At 61.1% G+C, this 20,258-nt stretch carries 18 protein-coding genes, 1 tRNA gene and 2 pseudogenes; 16 read left to right on the forward strand and 5 right to left on the reverse strand.

The features are described from left to right. The first annotated feature begins 14 nt into the window (after nt 1–14). The 5 genes from glpE (at nt 15) to AAEQ75_RS05695 (ending at nt 6,815) form a co-directional block, all read left to right on the forward strand. A complete protein-coding gene (gene glpE, locus AAEQ75_RS05675) occupies nt 15–344 on the forward strand; it encodes a thiosulfate sulfurtransferase GlpE (RefSeq protein ID WP_179543855.1) in 330 nt (109 codons plus the stop codon). A gap of 284 nt (nt 345–628) precedes the next feature. After that, a complete protein-coding gene (locus AAEQ75_RS05680; RefSeq protein WP_343351104.1) occupies nt 629–2,551 on the forward strand; it encodes a PrkA family serine protein kinase in 1,923 nt (640 codons plus the stop codon). Nucleotides 2,552–2,625: 74 nt separating this feature from the next. Then, a complete protein-coding gene (locus AAEQ75_RS05685; RefSeq protein ID WP_343351105.1) occupies nt 2,626–3,897 on the forward strand; it encodes a YeaH/YhbH family protein in 1,272 nt (423 codons plus the stop codon). Between the two features lie 10 nt (nt 3,898–3,907). Next, nucleotides 3,908–5,473, forward strand: a complete 1,566-nt coding sequence (locus tag AAEQ75_RS05690) for a SpoVR family protein (RefSeq protein ID WP_099525836.1) — start codon at nt 3,908–3,910, stop codon at nt 5,471–5,473. Nucleotides 5,474–5,594: 121 nt separating this feature from the next. Then, nucleotides 5,595–6,815, forward strand: coding sequence for a multifunctional CCA addition/repair protein (locus AAEQ75_RS05695; RefSeq protein WP_343351106.1), 1,221 nt, complete (start codon nt 5,595–5,597; stop codon nt 6,813–6,815). Nucleotides 6,816–6,923: 108 nt separating this feature from the next. On the opposite strand, the gene folK is transcribed toward AAEQ75_RS05695, so the two are convergent. Together folK and folB are read right to left on the reverse strand one after the other, a co-directional pair. Beyond that, complete coding sequence (gene folK, locus AAEQ75_RS05700; RefSeq protein WP_256835756.1) at nt 6,924–7,451, reverse strand: 2-amino-4-hydroxy-6-hydroxymethyldihydropteridine diphosphokinase; 528 nt, start codon at nt 7,449–7,451, stop codon at nt 6,924–6,926. Continuing rightward, nucleotides 7,442–7,798 carry a dihydroneopterin aldolase gene (folB, locus tag AAEQ75_RS05705; RefSeq protein ID WP_037000169.1) on the reverse strand — a complete coding sequence of 119 codons (357 nt, stop codon included), beginning with the start codon at nt 7,796–7,798 and terminating at the stop codon, nt 7,442–7,444. The genes folK and folB overlap by 10 nt, the downstream gene beginning before the upstream one ends. Before the next feature lie 74 nt (nt 7,799–7,872). On the opposite strand from folB, the gene plsY reads away from it, so the two are divergent. Beyond that, nucleotides 7,873–8,442 carry a glycerol-3-phosphate 1-O-acyltransferase PlsY gene (plsY, locus tag AAEQ75_RS05710; RefSeq protein WP_099525840.1) on the forward strand — a complete coding sequence of 190 codons (570 nt, stop codon included), beginning with the start codon at nt 7,873–7,875 and terminating at the stop codon, nt 8,440–8,442. 55 nt (nt 8,443–8,497) lie between these two features. On the opposite strand, the gene tsaD is transcribed toward plsY, so the two are convergent. Then, nucleotides 8,498–9,523 carry a tRNA (adenosine(37)-N6)-threonylcarbamoyltransferase complex transferase subunit TsaD gene (tsaD, locus tag AAEQ75_RS05715; protein WP_099525841.1) on the reverse strand — a complete coding sequence of 342 codons (1,026 nt, stop codon included), beginning with the start codon at nt 9,521–9,523 and terminating at the stop codon, nt 8,498–8,500. A 204-nt stretch (nt 9,524–9,727) separates the two neighbouring features. On the opposite strand from tsaD, the gene rpsU reads away from it, so the two are divergent. The 6 genes and pseudogenes from rpsU to AAEQ75_RS05745 all read left to right on the forward strand — a co-directional run bounded on the left by rpsU (nt 9,728) and on the right by AAEQ75_RS05745 (nt 16,773). Next, a complete protein-coding gene (gene rpsU / locus AAEQ75_RS05720; RefSeq protein ID WP_003290642.1) occupies nt 9,728–9,943 on the forward strand; it encodes a 30S ribosomal protein S21 in 216 nt (71 codons plus the stop codon). 144 nt (nt 9,944–10,087) lie between these two features. Continuing rightward, a complete protein-coding gene (gene dnaG, locus AAEQ75_RS05725; protein WP_343351107.1) occupies nt 10,088–12,064 on the forward strand; it encodes a DNA primase in 1,977 nt (658 codons plus the stop codon). 94 nt (nt 12,065–12,158) lie between these two features. Next, on the forward strand, nt 12,159–14,006 hold the full coding sequence (gene rpoD, locus AAEQ75_RS05730; protein ID WP_143507824.1) for an RNA polymerase sigma factor RpoD: 1,848 nt from the start codon (nt 12,159–12,161) through the stop codon (nt 14,004–14,006). A 156-nt stretch (nt 14,007–14,162) separates the two neighbouring features. Beyond that, nucleotides 14,163–15,338 (forward strand): annotated as a pseudogene (locus AAEQ75_RS05735) (transporter substrate-binding domain-containing protein); the annotation flags it as partial. 136 nt (nt 15,339–15,474) lie between these two features. After that, a tRNA-Ile gene (locus AAEQ75_RS05740) sits at nt 15,475–15,551 on the forward strand. Between the two features lie 127 nt (nt 15,552–15,678). Beyond that, complete coding sequence (locus tag AAEQ75_RS05745; protein ID WP_343351108.1) at nt 15,679–16,773, forward strand: tyrosine-type recombinase/integrase; 1,095 nt, start codon at nt 15,679–15,681, stop codon at nt 16,771–16,773. A 79-nt stretch (nt 16,774–16,852) separates the two neighbouring features. On the opposite strand, the gene AAEQ75_RS05750 is transcribed toward AAEQ75_RS05745, so the two are convergent. Then, nucleotides 16,853–17,611 (reverse strand): hypothetical protein, encoded by a 759-nt coding sequence (locus AAEQ75_RS05750; protein WP_343351109.1) that lies wholly within the window; start codon nt 17,609–17,611, stop codon nt 16,853–16,855. Between the two features lie 126 nt (nt 17,612–17,737). On the opposite strand from AAEQ75_RS05750, the gene AAEQ75_RS05755 reads away from it, so the two are divergent. The 4 genes from AAEQ75_RS05755 to AAEQ75_RS05770 all read left to right on the forward strand — a co-directional run bounded on the left by AAEQ75_RS05755 (nt 17,738) and on the right by AAEQ75_RS05770 (nt 19,798). Then, the gene (locus AAEQ75_RS05755) at nt 17,738–17,956 is read left to right on the forward strand and encodes a hypothetical protein (protein ID WP_017363018.1); all 219 of its coding nucleotides are present in this window, start codon (nt 17,738–17,740) and stop codon (nt 17,954–17,956) included. Between the two features lie 5 nt (nt 17,957–17,961). Continuing rightward, nucleotides 17,962–18,753 (forward strand): helix-turn-helix domain-containing protein, encoded by a 792-nt coding sequence (locus AAEQ75_RS05760; RefSeq protein WP_343351110.1) that lies wholly within the window; start codon nt 17,962–17,964, stop codon nt 18,751–18,753. Between the two features lie 482 nt (nt 18,754–19,235). Further along, a complete protein-coding gene (locus AAEQ75_RS05765; RefSeq protein ID WP_343351111.1) occupies nt 19,236–19,505 on the forward strand; it encodes a hypothetical protein in 270 nt (89 codons plus the stop codon). Further along, complete coding sequence (locus AAEQ75_RS05770) at nt 19,502–19,798, forward strand: LasR-specific antiactivator QslA (RefSeq protein ID WP_210389810.1); 297 nt, start codon at nt 19,502–19,504, stop codon at nt 19,796–19,798. Before AAEQ75_RS05765 ends, AAEQ75_RS05770 begins: the two co-directional genes overlap by 4 nt. Before the next feature lie 139 nt (nt 19,799–19,937). Here the strand turns inward: AAEQ75_RS05770 and AAEQ75_RS21925 are convergent. Then, nucleotides 19,938–20,153: pseudogene (locus tag AAEQ75_RS21925) on the reverse strand (GNAT family N-acetyltransferase); the annotation flags it as partial. Nucleotides 20,154–20,258: the final 105 nt, after the last annotated feature.

Below are 20,258 nucleotides of genomic sequence, written 5' to 3' on the forward strand. Positions count from 1 at the left end.
AAAGGTCTCCGAACATGAGCGAATTCAAGCGTATCTCCCCGCAACAGGCGCAAGAACTGCGCACCCAGGGCGCCGTCGTGGTCGACATTCGCGACCCACAGAGCTTCGCCAATGGTCATATCAGCGGCTCGCGCCACCTGGACAACCACTCGCTGCATGACTTCATCACTAAGGCCGACCTCGACGCGCCACTGATCGTTTCCTGCTACCACGGCAACTCCAGCCAGGGCGCCGCGGCCTACCTGGTCGGTCAGGGTTTTTCCGAGGTGTATAGCCTCGACGGTGGTTTCGAGTTGTGGCACGCCACTTACCCGAGCGAAACCGCGCAAAGCAGCGAAGAATAAATTTCTTCAGCCGGCAGGCCGCGCCCGCTCTGGCCTGCCGCCATTTCCCGACGCACGGTAACATCCCGTTATCGTTGTCCCGCCCTTGACGCTCTGCAGAACGAACTATTCTGTTACTCAGGCCATCCCACTGAAGGTAGAGCCGGCAAACCGGCATCGGGCCATCGGTAACGACTTTTGGGTTTTGGGGGATTCTTCCCGACTTGTATCCGAGCCGGGGTTACCCAGCACCTGCACGCACGACCGATCCCGAGCCAGCTTTCAGCATCGAGCGAGGTGAAGTCATGAGCATTTTCAGTCACTTCCAACAACGTTTCGAGGCGACCCGCCAGGAGGAGTACTCGCTGCAGGAGTACCTCGAACTGTGCAAACAGGATCGCAGCGCCTACGCCACTGCGGCCGAACGCCTGCTGATGGCCATTGGTGAACCGGAGTTGCTGGACACCTCCAGCGACTCTCGGCTGTCACGCATATTCTCCAACAAGGTCATCCGCCGCTATCCGGCCTTTGCCGACTTCCACGGCATGGAAGAGTGCATCGACCAGATCGTCTCCTACTTCCGCCACGCTGCGCAGGGCCTGGAAGAGAAGAAGCAGATCCTTTATCTGCTCGGCCCGGTGGGTGGCGGTAAATCCTCGCTCGCCGAGAAACTCAAGCAACTGATGGAGAAGGTGCCCTTCTACGCCATCAAGGGCTCGCCGGTATTCGAGTCGCCATTGGGGCTGTTCAACGCCACCGAAGACGGCGCCATTCTCGAAGAGGACTACGGCATCCCGCGCCGTTACGTCAGCTCGATCATGTCGCCCTGGGCCACCAAGCGCCTGCAGGAGTTCGGCGGCGACATCAGCCAGTTCCGCGTGGTCAAACTCTACCCCTCGATCCTCAATCAGATCGCCGTGGCCAAGACCGAGCCGGGCGACGAGAACAACCAGGATATCTCCGCCCTGGTCGGCAAGGTGGACATCCGCAAGCTGGAGGAATACCCGCAGAACGACGCCGATGCCTACAGCTACTCGGGCGCGCTGTGCCGGGCCAACCAGGGCCTGATGGAATTCGTCGAGATGTTCAAGGCGCCGATCAAGGTACTGCACCCGCTGCTGACCGCCACCCAGGAAGGCAACTACAACAGCACCGAAGGCCTCGGCGCCATCCCCTACAGCGGCATCCTGCTGGCCCACTCCAACGAGTCCGAGTGGCACAGCTTCCGTAACAACAAGAACAACGAGGCCTTCATCGACCGTATTTACATCGTCAAGGTGCCCTACTGCCTGCGCGTGACTGACGAGATCAAGATCTACGACAAGCTGTTGATCAACAGTTCGCTGGCCAAGGCCCATTGCGCGCCGGACACCCTGAAGATGCTTGCCCAGTTCTCCACCCTGTCGCGCCTGAAAGAGCCGGAGAACTCCAACATCTACTCGAAGATGCGCGTCTATGACGGTGAGAACCTCAAGGATACCGATCCGAAAGCCAAATCGATCCAGGAGTACCGTGACAGCGCCGGCGTCGATGAAGGCATGAACGGCCTGTCGACCCGCTTCGCCTTCAAGATCCTGTCCAAGGTGTTCAACTTCGACCCGCACGAAATCGCCGCCAACCCGGTGCACCTGTTGTACGTGCTGGAGCAGCAGATCGAGCAGGAGCAGTTCCCCGCCGAGGTCCGCGAGCGCTACCTGCGCTACATCAAGGAGTACCTGGCGCCGCGCTATATCGAGTTCATCGGCAAGGAAATCCAGACCGCTTATCTGGAGTCGTACAGCGAGTACGGGCAGAACATCTTCGACCGCTACGTGCTGTACGCCGACTTCTGGATTCAGGATCAGGAGTACCGCGACCCGGAGACCGGCGAGATCCTCAACCGCGCGGCGCTTAACGAAGAACTGGAAAAAATCGAGAAACCGGCCGGCATCAGCAACCCGAAGGACTTCCGCAACGAGATCGTCAACTTCGTGCTGCGCGCCCGCGCCAACAACAACGGCAAGAACCCCACCTGGCTCAGCTACGAGAAGCTGCGCGTGGTGATCGAGAAGAAAATGTTCTCCAACACCGAGGATCTGCTCCCGGTCATCAGCTTCAACGCCAAGGGCAGCAAGGAGGATCAGCAGAAGCACAACGACTTCGTCAAACGCATGGTCGAGCGCGGCTACACCGAGAAGCAGGTACGCCTGCTGTCGGAGTGGTACCTGCGGGTTCGCAAGTCTCAGTAAGCCCTACCCGGCGCGCGGCGCGCGCCGTGTCATTCGCTGCTCGCCCGTGGCCACGGGCGGGCTAGGGAGACGTCATGAGCTACGTGATCGACCGGCGCCTCAACGGCAAGAACAAGAGCACGGTTAACCGCCAGCGCTTCCTGCGGCGTTACCGTGAACACATCAAGAAGGCGGTGGAGGAAGCCGTCAGCCGACGCTCCATCACCGACATGGAGCACGGCGAGCAGATCAGCATTCCCGGTCGCGATATCGACGAGCCAGTGCTGCATCACGGCCGCGGCGGCAAGCAGACCACCGTTCACCCGGGCAACAAGGAATTCACCACTGGCGAGCGCATTCCGCGCCCACAAGGCGGCGGTGGTGGACGCGGCAGTGGCAAGGCGAGCAACTCCGGCGAAGGAATGGACGAGTTCGTCTTCCAGATCACCCAGGAGGAGTTCCTCGACTTCATGTTCGAGGATCTGGAGCTGCCCAATCTGGTCAAGCGCCACCTGACCGGTGCGGAAACCTTCAAGACCGTGCGCGCCGGCATCAGTAACGAAGGCAACCCGTCACGTATCAACATCGTGCGCACCCTGCGTTCGGCGCATGCGCGGCGCATCGCCCTGTCCGGTTCCAGCCGCGCCAAACTGCGCGAAGCCAAGGCCGAGCTGGAGCGACTGCGACGGGAAGAGCCGGACAACTTCGGCGATATACAGGTGATTCAGGAGGAAATCGAACGCCTCAGTGCGCGCATTCACCGCGTGCCGTTTCTCGACACCTTCGACCTCAAGTACAACCTGCTGACCAAGCAGCCCAATCCCAGCTCCAAGGCAGTGATGTTCTGCCTGATGGACGTGTCCGGCTCGATGACGCAGGCCACCAAGGACGTGGCCAAGCGCTTCTTCATCCTCCTGTACCTGTTCCTCAAGCGGAACTACGACAAGATCGACGTGGTGTTCATCCGCCACCACACCAGCGCCAAGGAGGTAGACGAGGAGGAGTTCTTCTACTCCCGCGAGACCGGCGGCACCATCGTATCCAGCGCCCTGAAGCTGATGCAGGAAGTGATGGCCGAGCGCTACCCGATCAACGAGTGGAACATCTACGCCGCCCAGGCGTCGGACGGCGACAACTGGAACGACGACTCACCGGTATGCCGGGATATATTGATCAACCAGATCATGCCGTTCGTGCAGTACTTCACCTACGTCGAGATCACCCCACGTGAGCACCAGGCGCTGTGGTTCGAGTACGAACAGGTGGCCGAGGCCTTCGCCGACAGCTTCGCCCAGCAGCAACTGGTGTCCGCCGCGGACATCTACCCGGTGTTCCGCGAACTGTTCCAGCGTCGCCTGGTGAGCTGAGGGCCAAGCCATGAATGCCAGCACGAGAAAGCGCGAACCAATCTCCACCGGCTCGGAATGGACCTTCGACCTGATCCGCCAGTACGACAAGGAAATCGCCCGCATCGCCGAGCGCTATGCGCTGGACACCTACCCCAACCAGATCGAGGTGATCACTGCCGAGCAGATGATGGATGCCTACGCCTCGGTGGGCATGCCGCTTGGCTACCACCACTGGTCATACGGCAAGCACTTCCTTTCCACCGAAAAAGGCTACAAGCGCGGGCAGATGGGCCTGGCCTACGAGATCGTGATCAACTCCGACCCGTGCATCGCCTACCTGATGGAGGAGAACACCATCTGCATGCAGGCACTGGTGATCGCTCACGCCTGCTACGGCCACAACAGCTTTTTCAAGGGCAATTACCTGTTCCGCACCTGGACCGACGCCAGCTCGATCATCGATTACCTGGTGTTCGCCAAGCAGTACATCATGCAGTGCGAGGAACGTTACGGCATCGACGCGGTGGAAGAGCTGCTCGACTCCTGCCACGCCCTGATGAACTACGGCGTCGACCGCTACAAGCGCCCTTACCCTATCTCCGCCGAGGAGGAGCGCCGGCGCCAGAAGGAGCGCGAGGAGCACCTGCAGAAGCAGATCAACGACCTGTGGCGCACCATTCCCAGAAGCGCGGACAAGGGCGGCGAGAAAGACAACAAGCGTTTCCCCGCCGAACCGCAGGAAAACATCCTCTACTTCCTGGAAAAACACGCCCCTCTGCTGGAGCCCTGGCAGCGCGAAGTGATCCGCATCGTGCGCAAGATCGCCCAATACTTCTACCCGCAACGCCAGACCCAGGTGATGAACGAAGGCTGGGCAACGTTCTGGCACTACACGTTGATGAACGACCTGTACGACGAGGGCCTGGTCACCGACGGCTTCATGATGGAGTTCCTGCAGTCGCACACCAGCGTGGTCTACCAGCCGCCGTTCGACAGCCCCTACTACAGCGGCATCAACCCCTACGCTCTGGGTTTCGCCATGTACCGCGACATCCGTCGTATCTGCGAGGAGCCCACCGAGGAGGACAAGCACTGGTTCCCCGACATTGCTGGCAGCGACTGGCTGACCACCCTCAAGTTCGCCATGAACAGCTTCAAGGATGAGAGTTTCATCCTGCAGTTTCTTTCGCCCAAGGTGATTCGCGACTTCAAGCTGTTCGGCATCCTCGACGACGACCAGAAGGACGAACTGCTGGTGCCGGCCATCCATGATGAACCCGGCTACCGCACCATCCGCGAGCTGCTCGCCGCGCAGTACAACCTGGGCAACCGCGAGCCCAACGTGCAGATCTGGAACATCGACCGCCGCGGCGACCGCTCGCTGACCCTGCGCCATCAGCAGCACGACCGCAAACCGCTGGGCGACTCCACCGGCGAGGTGCTCAAGCACCTGCATCGGCTATGGGGCTTCGATATTCATCTGGAGGTCTGCCAGGGCGATCAGTTGATCACCACCCAGCATGTGCCACCACGCGGCAGCTCGGAGGGCGACAGCGAATACCCGCGGCTAGACCTGATCATTCCGCCGATTTGATCGGCAGCTGAAGCGCACGCCCAGCTGCCGACCATGGACACACCTTGGCGCGATAAGCCTGTGCACACGACGCGCCCCACCTCGATCTTCGGTATCCTCTGCGCTCAGTGGAGGAACATACATGCAGATCTACAAAGTCGGCGGCGCGGTGCGTGATCGCCTGCTCGGTCGCCCCGTCAGTGAAGTCGACTGGGTCGTGGTCGGCGCCAGCGCCGAGCAGATGCTGGAGCTCGGCTATCGCCCGGTGGGCGCCGACTTTCCAGTGTTCCTGCACCCGCAAACGGGCGAGGAGTACGCACTGGCTCGCACCGAGCGCAAGAGCGGGCGCGGCTATGGCGGCTTCACCTTCCACGCCAGCCCCGAGGTCACGCTGGAACAAGACCTGATCCGCCGCGACCTCAGCGTCAACGCCATGGCCGAGGACGAACAGGGCAACCTGATCGATCCTTATGGCGGCCAGCAAGACTTGGAAGCGCGCATCCTGCGCCACGTATCCCCGGCATTCGCCGAAGATCCGCTGCGCGTGCTGCGCGTGGCCCGCTTCGCCGCGCGCTATGCACCGCTCGGTTTCAGCGTCGCGCCAGAAACCCTGGCGCTGATGCGTCAGTTGGCCGATTCCGGCGAACTGGCTCACCTCACCGCCGAACGCAGCTGGAAGGAAATCTCTCGTGCCCTGATGGAGCCCTGCCCGGACGTGTTCGTCCAGGTGCTGCGCGACTGCGGCGCGCTGGCCGCCCTGCTGCCGGAAGTCGACGATCTGTTCGGCGTGCCGCAACCGCAGGCGCACCACCCGGAAATCGACACCGGCGTGCATGTGTTGAGCGTGTTGCGCCAGTGCGCGGAGCACGACCAGCCGCTGAACGTGCGCTGGGCCTGCCTGCTGCATGACGTCGGCAAAGGCCTGACACCGGAGGGCGAATGGCCACGGCATATTGCCCATGAGCACAAAGGTCTGCCGCTGATCCAGGCGATCAACGAACGCTGTAAAGCGCCTCGTGACTGTGCCGAGCTGGCATCGCTGGTAGGTGAATTCCACACCCACGGCCACCGCGCGTTGGAGCTGCGTCCGTCGACGTTGCTGGAGCTGCTGCAACGCTTCGACGTGTTCCGCCGCCCGCAGCGCTTCGCCGAGTTCGTCGCTGCTTGCGAGATGGATGCCCGCGGGCGCCTGGGCCTGGAGCAACGCGACTATCCACAGGCCGCTTACCTGCTGGGCGCCGCCGAGGCCGCACGGCAGGTGCCGGTCAAACCGCTGCTGGAGAAGGGATTCAAGGGTGCAGAGTTGGGCGAAGCGCTCAATCGCGAGCGCCTTCAAGCGCTCAAGGCCTACAAGGATCAGTAGCCTTGTAGGAGCCGCGCCTCGCGGCGAATCGTGGCCAAGCCGCAGATTTTTCTGAACGGCCACAATCGCTTTCGCCCCGGGGCGGGGCTCCTACACTGATATGCGCGGTTAAACAGAGGCCAGCAACTCAGCCGGCGTCAGGCCGGCGCCACGCCACTGGAAAGCCGCTGGCCACAGTTGCTGATCGATCTGCGCCGAAGCCCACAACTGCGCGAACGAACGGCCGTCGACTGGGTGACACACGTCCGGCGCCAGCAAGGCCAAAGGCCAGAGCACGAAAGCGTTCTTGAGAATTTCCGCGCGCGGCAGGATCAGGCCATTGAAATTGCCGACCTGCTCGCCATACAGCAGCACGTCGATGTCCAGCGGTAAACCCTTGCGGTCCGGCGCGTAGCGGCCATTGTCGGCTTCGATGAATTTCAGCCTGCGGTCCAACTCCAGCAGCGGCAGTTCCGTCTCGCCGACCACCACCAGATTGAAGAAGTTACCGCTCTTGATGCCCACGGCATGGCTCTCGAATACCGGCGAGCAGCGCATGTCGCTGAGCAGCCCCGCCAACGCGTCGAGGCCCGCAACCAGGTGAGCCTCGCGCTCGATATTGCTGCCGAGGCCGAGAAAGACGCGTGTCAGAGGCATCCGCGCTCGATCTCCACGCCTACGCCGCCGCGTGCGGCTGGCACCGCGCCGGGCTTGGTCAGCTTCAGACGCATCCAGGGAATGTTGAACTCCTCCATCAGAGTCTGCACCAGGCGTTCAGCGAAAGTCTCGACCAGGATGAACTGCGACTCGGCCGCGAAGGCCTGGATGCGCGTGGAGACGCTGGCGTAGTCGAGCGCCAGGTTGAGGTCGTCGCCGGCCGCTGCTGGGCGGTTGTCCCAGCCCATCTGCAGGTCCAGACGCAGGCACTGGCGAATGTCGCGCTCCCAATCGTAGGCGCCGATCACCGTGTCGACCTCCAGCCCCTCGATAAATACTCTGTCCACCGCACTCTCCGCGCCACGACAAGGGCGCTGCACCTCGTTAGAATCGGCCCACCCCATGCCCTGGAATGGCCACCATGTTCTGGCTTCTGGCAATCCTTGCCTACCTGCTCGGTTCGTTGTCCTTCGCCATCCTGCTCAGCCGACTTGCAGGCGGGCCAGACCCGCGCGCCAGTGGTTCGGGCAACCCCGGCGCCACCAACATGCTACGCGTCGCCGGCAAGAAGCTCGCCGTGATGACGCTGATCGGCGACCTGCTCAAGGGCCTGCTACCAATCCTGATCGCCAAGCTGCTTGGCCTGAGCCTGCATCAGCAAGCCTGGATCGGCCTGGCTGCCGTGGTCGGCCATCTGTACCCGCTGTACTTCCGCTTTCGCGGCGGCAAGGGCGTAGCCACTGCCGCCGGCATGCTGCTTGGCCTCTATCCACCGGCGGCCCTGCTCGCTCTGGCGGCCTGGGCGCTGGTATTTCTGCTGACCCGCACCAGCTCGCTGGCCTCGCTGATCGCTACGCCGCTGACGCTGCCGCTGCTGGCCTGGCAACAACCGGCTGCCTTGCTGCCAGCCTGCGTGCTGACCGGGCTGATCGTCTGGCGCCACCGTCACAATCTTCGCGACCTTTTCGCCGGACGCGAGCGGCGTTTTTAAACAACGTTCGGAACGTCAATCGCGGCTGAAGCCGCTCCTACAGGGAGCGAGCTCATCAAATCGCCGGCAGCGACTCCATCGGCCAACGCGCCTGCACCTTTATCGCCAGATCCTCATGCTGACCGGCCAGCAAACGCTGGCAACCGGCATAGGCGATCATCGCGCCGTTGTCGGTGCAGAAACGCGGCCGCGCATAGAACACCTTGCCCTTCATCTCGCCCAACATGCGCTCCAGATGCTCACGCAGCGCCTTGTTGGCACTCACGCCACCAGCGATCACCAGGCTGTTCAGCCCTGCCTGCTTGAGTGCGCGCTTGCACTTGATGGTCAGAGTCTCAACCACCGCCTGCTGGAAGGCCAGCGCGATGTCGCGGCGGGCTTGGTCGAGGTCGTCGTCACTGTTACGGCATTGCTGCCAGGTATTGAGTGCAAAGGTCTTCAGACCACTGAAACTGAAATCCAGGCCCGGGCGATCGGTCATCGGCCGCGGGAAGACGAAGCGCCCCGGCGTGCCCTGCTCGGCCAGCTTGGCGATTTCTGGACCGCCCGGGTAATTCAGCCCCATCAGCTTGGCGGTCTTGTCGAAAGCTTCACCGGCCGCGTCGTCCAGCGACTCGCCGAGCAACTGGTACTGGCCGATGCCATCGACGCGCACCAACTGAGTGTGCCCACCGGACACCAACAAAGCGACGAACGGAAAGGCCGGCGGCTGCTCTTCCAGCATCGGTGCCAGCAGGTGACCTTCCATATGGTGCACGCCGACGGCCGGCACGCCCCAGGCAAAGGCCAGCGCCTGAGCGCAGGACGCGCCCACCAGCAGCGCGCCGACCAGGCCAGGGCCTGCCGTGTAGGCCAGCGCGTCGATGTCGCTGGCCTGTTTGCCCGCCTCATCCAGCACCTGGCGGATCAGCGGCAGCATGCGTTTGACGTGATCGCGCGAAGCCAATTCGGGCACTACGCCGCCGTAGACACGATGCAGGTCGATCTGGCTGAACAGGGCGTCAGCCAGCAGGCCACGCTCACTGTCATAGAGCGCGACGCCGGTTTCATCGCAGGAGGTTTCCAATCCCAGTACGAGCATGGAGCTTGAGCCTTGATTTGCCGCGTGGAACAAAGGCGCGCATGATAAGCGCCGCCCGGCGGAGCGGCCAGCGCTTTTCGATCAGAGGCCTTTGCATTCCTCGGCTCGAGGGGGTAACATCCGCAACCCTTAAAAACCGACGCAGCCTGAGCCATTTGCCGGGAGCGCGTCGAACACCGGTAATTAAACGAAGGTACGACCTGGATGCCAGCCGTCAAAGTTAAAGAGAACGAACCCTTCGACGTAGCCCTGCGTCGTTTCAAGCGCTCCTGCGAAAAAGCCGGCGTACTGGCTGAAGTCCGTAGCCGCGAATTCTACGAAAAGCCGACCGCTGAGCGTAAGCGCAAAGCCGCTGCCGCTGTTAAGCGTCACGCCAAGAAAGTGCAGCGCGAGCAGCGTCGCAGCGTTCGTCTGTACTAATCCGTACAGCAACGCCCGAATGCCCGGCTCTGGCCGGGCATTGCATTTGAAAGACTCCGCCTCGCGCTTCAGCGAGTAAGCGGAGTTTTTGCTTTTCTACCAATCGTTGTCCCGCGCTCGCGCCGGGCAGTATGCTGAGCGCCTATGGCCGGCCTGATCCCGCAATCCTTCATCGATGATTTGCTCAACCGCACCGACATCATCGATGTGGTGAGTTCGCGCATCCAGCTGAAGAAGACCGGCAAGAACTACAGCGCCTGCTGCCCTTTCCACAAGGAAAAGACCCCCTCCTTCACCGTCAGCCCCGACAAGCAGTTCTACTACTGCTTCGGCTGCGGCGCCGGCGGCAACGCGCTCGGCTTCGTCATGGACTACGATCAACTGGAGTTCCCCCAGGCGATCGAGGAGCTGGCCAAACGCGCCGGCATGGATGTGCCGCGCGAAGAGAGTGGCCGCGGACACAAACCCAGACAGCCCGTCGACTCACCGCTCTATCCGCTGCTCAATGCCGCTGCCGAGCACTATCGCCAGGCACTGAAAAGCCATCCGCAGCGCAAATATGCGGTGGACTACCTCAAGGGCCGCGGCCTGACCGGCGAAATAGCCCGCGACTTCGGCATCGGCTTCGCCCCGCCCGGCTGGGACAACCTGCTCAAGCAACTGGGCGCCGACGCCCTGCAGCAGAAAGTCATGATCGACGCCGGCCTGCTGATCGAGAACGCCGAGAACGGCAGGCGCTACGACCGCTTCCGCGACCGCATCATGTTCCCCATCCGCGACAGCCGCGGCCGGGTGATCGCCTTCGGTGGCCGCGTACTCGGCGACGACAAGCCCAAGTACCTCAACTCGCCGGAAACCCCGGTGTTCCACAAAGGCCAAGAGCTCTACGGCCTGTACGAGGCACGCAAGCACAACCGCGATCTCGACGAGATCATGGTGGTCGAAGGCTACATGGACGTCATCGCCCTGGCTCAGCAAGGCCTGCGCAATGCCGTGGCGACCCTGGGCACAGCCACCAGTGAAGAACACCTCAAGCGCCTGTTCCGCATCGTGCCCAGCGTGCTGTTCTGCTTCGACGGCGACGCCGCTGGCCGCAACGCCGCCTGGCGCGCCCTGGAGTCCACGCTGTCGAGCCTGCAGGACGGCCGCCGCGCGCGCTTTCTGTTCCTCCCAGACGGCGAAGACCCGGATACCCTGGTACGCGCCGAGGGCACCGACGCCTTCCGCGCGCGCATCAACCAGCACGCGCAACCGCTGGCCGACTACTTCTTCCAGCAACTGAGCGAAGAAGCCGACCCGCGCTCATTGGAAGGCAAGGCACACCTGGTGACCCTGGCCGCGCCGCTGATCGACAAGATCCCCGGCAACAACCTGCGCGCCCTGATGCGCCAGCGCCTGAGCGAGATCACCGGCCTTTCCGGCGAAGCACTGAGCCAAGTCGCCAGCGCCCCGCGCAGCCATGCGCCGAGCACCACCACCCAGGCGCCCAGCAGCGATTACCCGGATTACGGCGACATCCCCGACAGCGCCTACTACGACAACCTGCCGGACGTCGGCGGCTACGAGCAGCCCGCCCCGCCTCACCAACAGCACTACGAGCGCAACAACGAAGGCGGCAAAGGCAGCTGGAAGAAAGACGGCGGCGGCAAGTGGAGCAAGAAGGGCAAAGGCGATTTCGCGCCACGTGCCCCACGCACCGCGGTGAGCGTCGAATCACCGCACCTGATCGCCCTGCGCACGCTGCTGCACCATCCGCAGCTTGCGCAAAAGGTCGAAGATGTCAGCCATTTCGCCGACGAAGACGACACCTACGCTCAGCTTCTCGTGGCCTTGGTCGGTGCCCTGCAGAAAACGCCCAACCTGCGTTCACTGCAACTGATCGCCCGCTGGCACGGCACCGAGCAAGGCCGTCTGCTGCGGGCACTGGCAGAGAAGGAATGGCTGATCCAGGGCGACAACCTTGAACAGCAGTTTTTCGACACCATTACTACACTTGCAAACAGTCAATCGCAGAGGCGGCGTGAAAAGGCGCTCCGCAGCATCATTCATAAAAGCCCCAGCGAGCTCACAGACGAGGAAAAGACATTGCTCAGAGAGCACTACAGCCTGGCCTCCTCCTAGAGCAGCAAGTCCCCAACTGGCGCCTAAAGCCAAAACCGAGGTATAATCCTCGGCTTGTTTTCAGCCCGCCAAGACCTTCAGTGGATAGGGTGTTATGTCCGTAAAAGCGCAGCAGCAATCTCGTATCAAAGAGTTGATCACCCTGGGTCGTGAGCAGAAGTATCTGACTTACGCAGAGGTCAACGACCACTTGCCTGAGGACATTTCTGATCCTGAGCAGGTGGAAGACATCATCCGCATGATCAATGACATGGGGATCCCGGTACACGAGAGTGCTCCGGATGCAGACGCCCTGATGCTGGCCGATGCCGATACCGACGAGGCTGCAGCCGAAGAAGCCGCTGCCGCCCTCGCCGCTGTTGAGACCGATATCGGCCGCACCACTGACCCAGTGCGCATGTACATGCGTGAAATGGGCACCGTGGAACTGCTGACCCGCGAAGGCGAGATCGAAATCGCCAAACGCATCGAGGAAGGCATCCGCGAAGTCATGGGCGCCATCGCTCACTTCCCGGGTACCGTCGACGGCATCCTCGCCGAGTACACCCGCGTCACCACCGAGGGCGGCCGTCTGGCTGAAATCCTCAGTGGCTATATCGACCCGGATGACGGCAGCGTACCCGACGAAGCCGCCGCTCCCGTACCCGTAAAGGATGGCGCCGCCGCTGAAGAAAGCGACGACGACGAGGAAGATGGCGACAGCGACGACGAGGAAGAAGAAGGCGACGGCGGTCCGGACCCGGAAGAAGCCGCACGCCGCTTTGGCGCCGTGGCTGAGCAGCAGGACAAAGTCCAGAAAGCGCTGAAAAAGCACGGCCGTGGCAGCAAGCAGGCCACCGAAGAGCTGGCCACCCTGGCCGAGCTGTTCATGCCGATCAAGCTGGTGCCCAAGCAGTACGACGCCCTGGTCACCCAGGTGCGCGATGCTCTCGACCGTCTGCGTGCGCAAGAACGCGCCATCATGCAGCTATGCGTACGTGATGCGCGCATGCCGCGTGCCGACTTCCTGCGCCTGTTCCCGGGCAACGAAATCGACATGGACTGGTCCGCCGGCCTGGCCAAAGGCAAGGCAAAATACGCCGAAGCCCTGGGCAACCTGCAAGCTGACATCCAGCGTTGCCAACAGAAGCTGGCTGATCTGGAAGCCGAGTGCAGCCTGAGCCTGGCCGAGATCAAGGACATCAACCGTCGCATGTCCATCGGTGAAGCGAAAGCTCGCCGCGCCAAGAAGGAAATGGTCGAGGCCAACCTGCGTCTCGTGATCTCCATCGCCAAGAAGTACACCAACCGTGGCCTGCAATTCCTCGACCTGATCCAGGAAGGCAACATCGGCCTGATGAAGGCGGTGGACAAGTTCGAATACCGCCGCGGTTACAAGTTCTCGACTTATGCCACCTGGTGGATCCGCCAGGCGATCACCCGCTCGATCGCCGACCAGGCGCGCACCATCCGTATTCCGGTGCACATGATCGAGACCATCAACAAGCTCAACCGCATCTCCCGTCAGATGCTGCAGGAAATGGGTCGCGAGCCCACTCCGGAAGAGCTGGGTGAGCGCATGGAAATGCCTGAGGACAAGATCCGCAAGGTATTGAAGATCGCCAAAGAGCCGATCTCCATGGAAACCCCGATTGGCGACGACGAAGATTCGCACCTGGGTGACTTCATCGAGGACAGCACCATGCAGTCCCCGATCGACGTAGCCACGGTCGAAAGCCTCAAGGAAGCCACTCGCGAAGTGCTGGCCGGCCTCACTGCCCGTGAAGCCAAGGTCCTGCGCATGCGCTTCGGTATCGACATGAACACCGACCACACCCTCGAGGAAGTGGGCAAGCAGTTCGATGTTACCCGTGAGCGTATTCGTCAGATCGAAGCCAAGGCGCTGCGCAAACTGCGCCACCCGACGCGAAGCGAGCATCTGCGCTCCTTCCTCGACGAGTGATACCAGAACCCCCGGCCCAGGTCGGGGGTTTTGCTTTCTGAGCAGTGTGCCCGATCACTCGCCAGCCACAGGCAAGCACGGGCACTGCAATCAAACTGCCATCCCGGCAATAGCCGATCTACACTAGGGCGATACTGATCTCGAAACGAGGCTGTTATGCCCCGCTTGCCGGCCATTGTGCTGTTGTGCCTGGCGTACTGGATGACCCCGGCCCTAGCCCTGACACTCAACGAGAACGAGCGCACCTGGCTGGCAGCCCACCCCAAACTACGCCTGGGTGTCGATGCATCCTGGCCACCTTTCGAGTTTCGTGACGAACAAGGCAACTATCACGGCCTCACCGCCGCCTATGTGCGGCTGATCGAAGAGCGCCTTAGCGTGGAGCTGCACCCCGTCGAGCCCAGCAACTGGAGCGCGATACTGGAGCAGTCACGCAGGGGCCAGGTCGACCTGCTTCCCGGTGTGATGTCGACACCCGAACGCCAGGAATACCTGACCTTCACCCGCCCCTACCTGGACTTCCCCATCATCATCCTGGCCCGCACTGGCGGACCACAGCCCAAGCAGCTAACAGACCTGTACGGCCTCAAGGTCGCCGTCGTCAGCGACTATGCCCCGCACGAACTGCTGCGCCAGCAACACCCTGACCTCAACCTGCTGCCCCTGCGCAATGTCGCCGCTGCGCTGCAGGCGCTGGCGACCAACGAAGCTGATGCCATGGTCGGTGACCTCGCCTCCAGCGTCTGGAGCCTGCGCCAGCTCATGCTCGACGGCCTCTATATCAGTGGCGAGACGCCCTATCGCTATCAGCTGGCCATGGCCGCTCCGCGTGGGCAGACCATGCTGATCGACATTCTCGACCGCCTCTTCGCCGAACTCAGCGCCGAAGAAATCGCCGACCTGCAGGAACCCTGGGTCGGCAGCGTGCTGGACAAACGCAACGTCTGGCACGAAACCCTGCTCTACAGCCTGCCCGCCGTTCTTGGCCTGCTGGCGATCATCGCCATCATCCTGCGCATCAACCGCCACCTGAAACGCGAGATGCGCAACCGCGAAGCGCTGGAGCAGGAGCTACACAACCGCGAGCAGCACTTTCGCGACATGGTCGAAAGCCTCTCGGCCATCACCTGGGAGACCGAGTCCAGCGGGCTCACCTACACCTACGTCTCGCCCCATGCGGAAAAACTGCTGGGCTATCCCCTGCACGAATGGCTGGAGCCCGGCTTCTGGCAACGCCATCTGCACCCGGACGATCACCCGCGCACCCTGCGCAACTGCCTGGAACAATGCGCAAGTGGTAACGACCACGCCTTGGAGTATCGCCTGCTCGCCGAAGGCTGCTTGCAGATCCAGGGCTACGTGGTCAGCTGCCCGCTTTCTGCCGAGGCCTTCACTCGGAAATTTCTCCCACCAGGTCAAGCGGTTGGCGCTGGCGAGAACGCGCCGGTATAATCCGCCGGCCTTCTGGGGGCCTATAGCTCAGTTGGTTAGAGCAGAGGACTCATAATCCTTTGGTCCACGGTTCGAGTCCGTGTGGGCCCACCACCTTCAAAGCCGCGCACTGCGCGGCTTTAAGCTTTTTAGGGTTGTGGCATCTGGATCAGCCCATGGTCCAAAGGTACAAAATCGGTACAGTACTGGTTAGCCAGTCTGCCTTTGGAGTCCTTATCTGATGGCAACAATCGTCAAAACCCCTGCCGGCACATGGAAAGCCGTAGTCCGAAAAACGGGCTGGCCGACCAACGCCAAAACCTTCCGCACCAAGCGCGACGCCGAAGACTGGGCACGCCGCACCGAAGACGAAATGGTGCGCGGCGTGTACATCCAGCGCAGCGGCTCCGAGCGCATGACGCTGGAGAAAGCTCTAGAGCGCTACCTGTCCGAGGTGACGCCCAGCAAGAAGCCCACTACGCGCAAAGCCGAAGCCACCAAGGCCAAGCAGTTGATCCAGCACCTGGGCAAATACTCCATAGCCGCCCTCTCCGCTGAAGTCATCGCCAAGTACCGCGATACAAGGCTCGGCACCCTGAGCAAGCGCGGCCTCCCCACCAGCAACAATACCGTGCGGCTTGAACTGGCCCTTCTCAGCCACCTTTTCACGGTAGCTATTCAGGAATGGGGCCTGGGCCTTACCTTCAATCCGGTGCTGAATATCCGCAAGCCCAGCCCTGGAGAGGGCCGCGACCGCCGACTGTCCGCCGACGAAGAAAAGCGTCTGCTCGCTGCGGTGAACAACCACAGCAACCCCATGCTGGGCTGGATCGTCCGAATCGCCCTGGAAACGGGCATGAGATCGTCGGAGATAACCGGCCTACGTTGCCATCAGGTAGACCTGAAAAAGCGTGTGGTGCGGCTCGCAGACACCAAGAACGATAGTGCTCGCACCGTCCCTCTTACCAAGCTGGCAACCGAAACATTCAGGGCCGCCCTGGAAAACCCTGTTCGCCCCAAAGACTGCAATCTGGTGTTCTTCGGTGAACCGGGAAAGGACGATAAACGTCGCCCCTATGCCTTCACCAAGACCTGGGGGCTGCTGAAGAAGAAGCTCGGGATGCCCGACCTGCGTTTCCACGATCTACGTCATGAGGCGGTCAGCCGTTTGGTCGAGGGCGGCCTCTCTGATCAGGAGGTCTCGGCCATCAGCGGCCACAAGTCGATGCAGATGCTCAAGCGCTACACGCACCTGCGTGCTGAAGACCTTGTTGGCAAGCTGGATAAGCTTGAGAGGAAAACGACCAGACGCAGTAAGCAAGCGGCTGACAACTGATCTACAACCATGCAGCCGGGGTATTTTTCAGCAAGCTCATTGAGGGCATGAAACTGACCCTACTTCGGTCACCAGCCCTTCAGGCATCTTCGCTGCCTGGCTTGTAGAAAAGATCCCAGCTGCTCTGGTGCGTAACGCGAGGGTCTTGTCCGTATACTGGGGCCGACGTAAGGCCGAGAGATTTCCTCTCTTCCAAATGCCGCTCCCAGGGCCGGTCAGTGCCTAGCACTCGACCAAGATGCTCAGCACGAGACTCCTCCCGGCGCTCCCACGCACTGACGAGTTCCTGGTACTCATCGCTGGTTGCCAGTCGATAAGCCACGTCAACTAGAGCGCTTCCAACCCAATGCGCCAAGGGAAGCGTCCTCTCAACTGCTGCAAGGCGCGCTTCATCGCTCTCCAGATCGACCTCACCCTCTTCATACAGGCGCTTTGCCAGGGCGATGGCCTTGCTGAAATACGCATCCGCACCAGGCTGCTCCGCATGAAGAAACTCAGGGAAGGTCAGCGCCGTTAATGGTGCCACATGACCATTGGCCGCATCGGTCACACCAGTAACCAGCCAGAACGCGTATTTCGGCCACAGGTGGGCAATCGACTCGATCATGGCTGAGGTCGGCTTCTGCTTGCGCGAGAACGCACTACGCCACCGGGCGGACGGAATGCCTGTTAGCTGGGAGAGCTTTTCCCAGAAGCCGCGACCAGCGTACGGCGGCTGACTCCACAGACTGAGCAGCGCTGAGAACGGCCCTTCGTGGCCCTTCAGGCTCTCAAGGTCAGCCGGAGACATCTGCTCCTTCAGAATCAGAATGACGCGGTCTTCAATCGTGCTTGACATCGTAAGCCTTCGATCATAAAAAGGACTAAATGTCTAAAATATGGACATTTAGTGTTTTTCAAGGACTCTTACGCCTTTTTCGCGTAATGAGCGCAGTGTATCGCAAGCCATACAAGGAGTCGCAAGATGACAGTCGAAGAAACCCTGCTGAACCGCTACGGAGGCTCACCACTGCTTTCCCTCGAGCAGCTCGCAGAGGTGCTACATCGCAGCAAAAACGGCCTGAGAATCTCCCTGAGCGGCGACAACGAGCTGTCCGCGAAGCTACGCCCGTGCAAGGTCAAAATCGGCCGACGGATATATTTCAAAACCTCTGCAGTCGCTCGCGTCATCGAAGAAGCCTGACCGCTATGAGCATCAAAGCCATGAACTGGGCATGGGAGCAGCCGCTCCCGCCCGTGCCAAAGCTAGTCCTCATGGCGCTCGCTGATAACGCAGATGATCACGGCTACTGCTGGCCGAAGATGAAGACGATTGCAGCGAAGTGCAGCACTTCGGAGCGTACCGTCCAACGCACTATCAAAACCCTGCTGGCTGCCGGTCTGCTGAAGAAGGACGCTCGATTTGATGCCAGCGGCCGGCAGGTTTCTAACGGCTACACACTCGCTTTGACCTACCCCGACAAATTGTCACCCCCGGCTGACGACATCGCCAGGGAGGGTGACACCACTGTCACCCCCAGGGTGACACAGCTATGTCAGGGGGAGGGTGACATAGCTATGTCACCCCTAGAACCACCATATGAACCATCAAATGAATCATCAGTAAGCCGCACGGCAAAACTGACGCGGCTGAGTGCTCTGGAGAGTCAACAGATAGCCCTGCTGATCAGCTCCGCTCCTGCTAATCAACAGGAAGCGATCACCTCCCAACTGTTGAACGCCCTGGCCAAGGGAACCATCCGTACTTCCCCATCACGCTGGTTGAACGCTGTCATTCGCCGGACAGCGAGCCACATGCATCCACATAGTCCGCCAGGGCTCTCTGAAGCGGACTATGTGAAACGTCTGGTTCAAGGCGGAATATCGACGGAAGACGCACAGCGCATTGCCCAGAAGACCTTTAGTCGCCGCCTAGTCACTTCATCCTTGAACAGTAGGCGGTGCCCCACCGCCCACCAAATCGCCAAAGACTGCGGCTAAACGGGCTACGAGGCACCTGACGACCAGATTCTCGGCTCGATTCGCAATGTGCGCTGACTGACGCTCAGTGAATCACCTTAACCCGCACTTAGCTCAAACCTTCCAATCTCCCTACGCCATACTTGGTTGCCATCCTGAAACCCTCGGGCTAGAGTGCCCCCGTCGTGGTAAGTCCCACGACCGGGCGTGAGAACCCAGATGTTGTCCAAGGCGCGGTAGCGTCATAGTGCAAGCCAGTGGTTATCCATTGTGCTACTGCATATCTATGGCGGACCGTGTGAGGCAGGCTTTTGCCTGGCCGGTTCCCTTGGACGCCGGTTTCTCACCCTTGCACGGTCCGCCTCCTATGCTCGTGAGAAGGCTGGTAGGCGGCTCCTTAATCCGTCCAAGGAGCATAAGGAAAATGCGCTACCCCTTTTTTACCCAAGAGCTCCGCCTTGGGCTTCAGGTCTTGCTGTCCACCTCTGATCTGGAGGTGCGCCATGGCTGAGTTCGAATCCTGCGTTGTACCTTTTCCGCTGCAGCGAAGCCCGCTGCATGAATCCGAACGCTCTCCCCTACCCTCCGAAGCTGCAGCTGAACTACGCGGCGTAATGCTCGGCAATCTGCTTGATCAACTAGCTGAACCGGATGGGCTGCAGCCGGAAGATCTGCGCGTGCGGATCGCTGCTTACTCAGCTCTGGACCTGCTAGATGAGATGGTCGTGCTCTATCGTCGCGCACTATCCGAGGCGCGAGGAGGTACGAGATGAGCAAAGGCGTAATGACCTGCCTTCCATCGCAGGACGGCCATCCAGGCGTGGAGATCATCTGGGCCGCCGACTGTAGAGAGGCATTCAACCAGGGCGCCAGGCTGGCCCAGAGTTGGCTTGACAATGCTCGCAGCGGCTGGCTCTGGGCAGTGATGATCGCCGAGCGCGACTTACTGCCACGCGCAATAGAACGGAGAGCATTCGAAGTGGGCTTCCTCAGCCGCCTCCACCAGCGCATATGCTCACACAGATGCTGTGGTCCATCGGCCAGCCCCCTTTCCCTGGAGCTGTAAAGCAGACGTACGTGAGCCGGCCTTGCCGGCTTACGCTAAACATAAATATGCCAGCAAACTACTGGGACGAACCCCACAGTACAGAGGCCAGATACAGGCCGAGAACGGCCAGAAGAGGACTGATACCCAGCCGTTTATCTCAGCTATCTACCAGGCGATATAGCGCTTGAGCATGGGATGCAGTTAAACCAGCACGTTGCAGATTTCGGCGACTTTGGGAACTGGCCAGCGCGGTCGCAGCGACCCAGTGGCAGCGCTGTTTCTTAGCTTCCTCTATTCGGTGAGAAATCAGTGCTCCATGATAGCCATACCCCCGGGCATCCTTTCGGATTGCAGCCGTTCCAAGGTATGCACTCTTATAAGTGCTGAGCCAAATCGGATAAGCCCCGCTCTATGACGCTACAAATAATAGGTTCGTGATAACGGAGCAGGACCCGTCACGGCTCCCTTGAGCATGAGT

The organism is Pseudomonas sediminis, assembly GCF_039555755.1.
Taxonomy (GTDB): Bacteria; Pseudomonadota; Gammaproteobacteria; order Pseudomonadales; family Pseudomonadaceae; genus Aquipseudomonas; species Aquipseudomonas mendocina_D.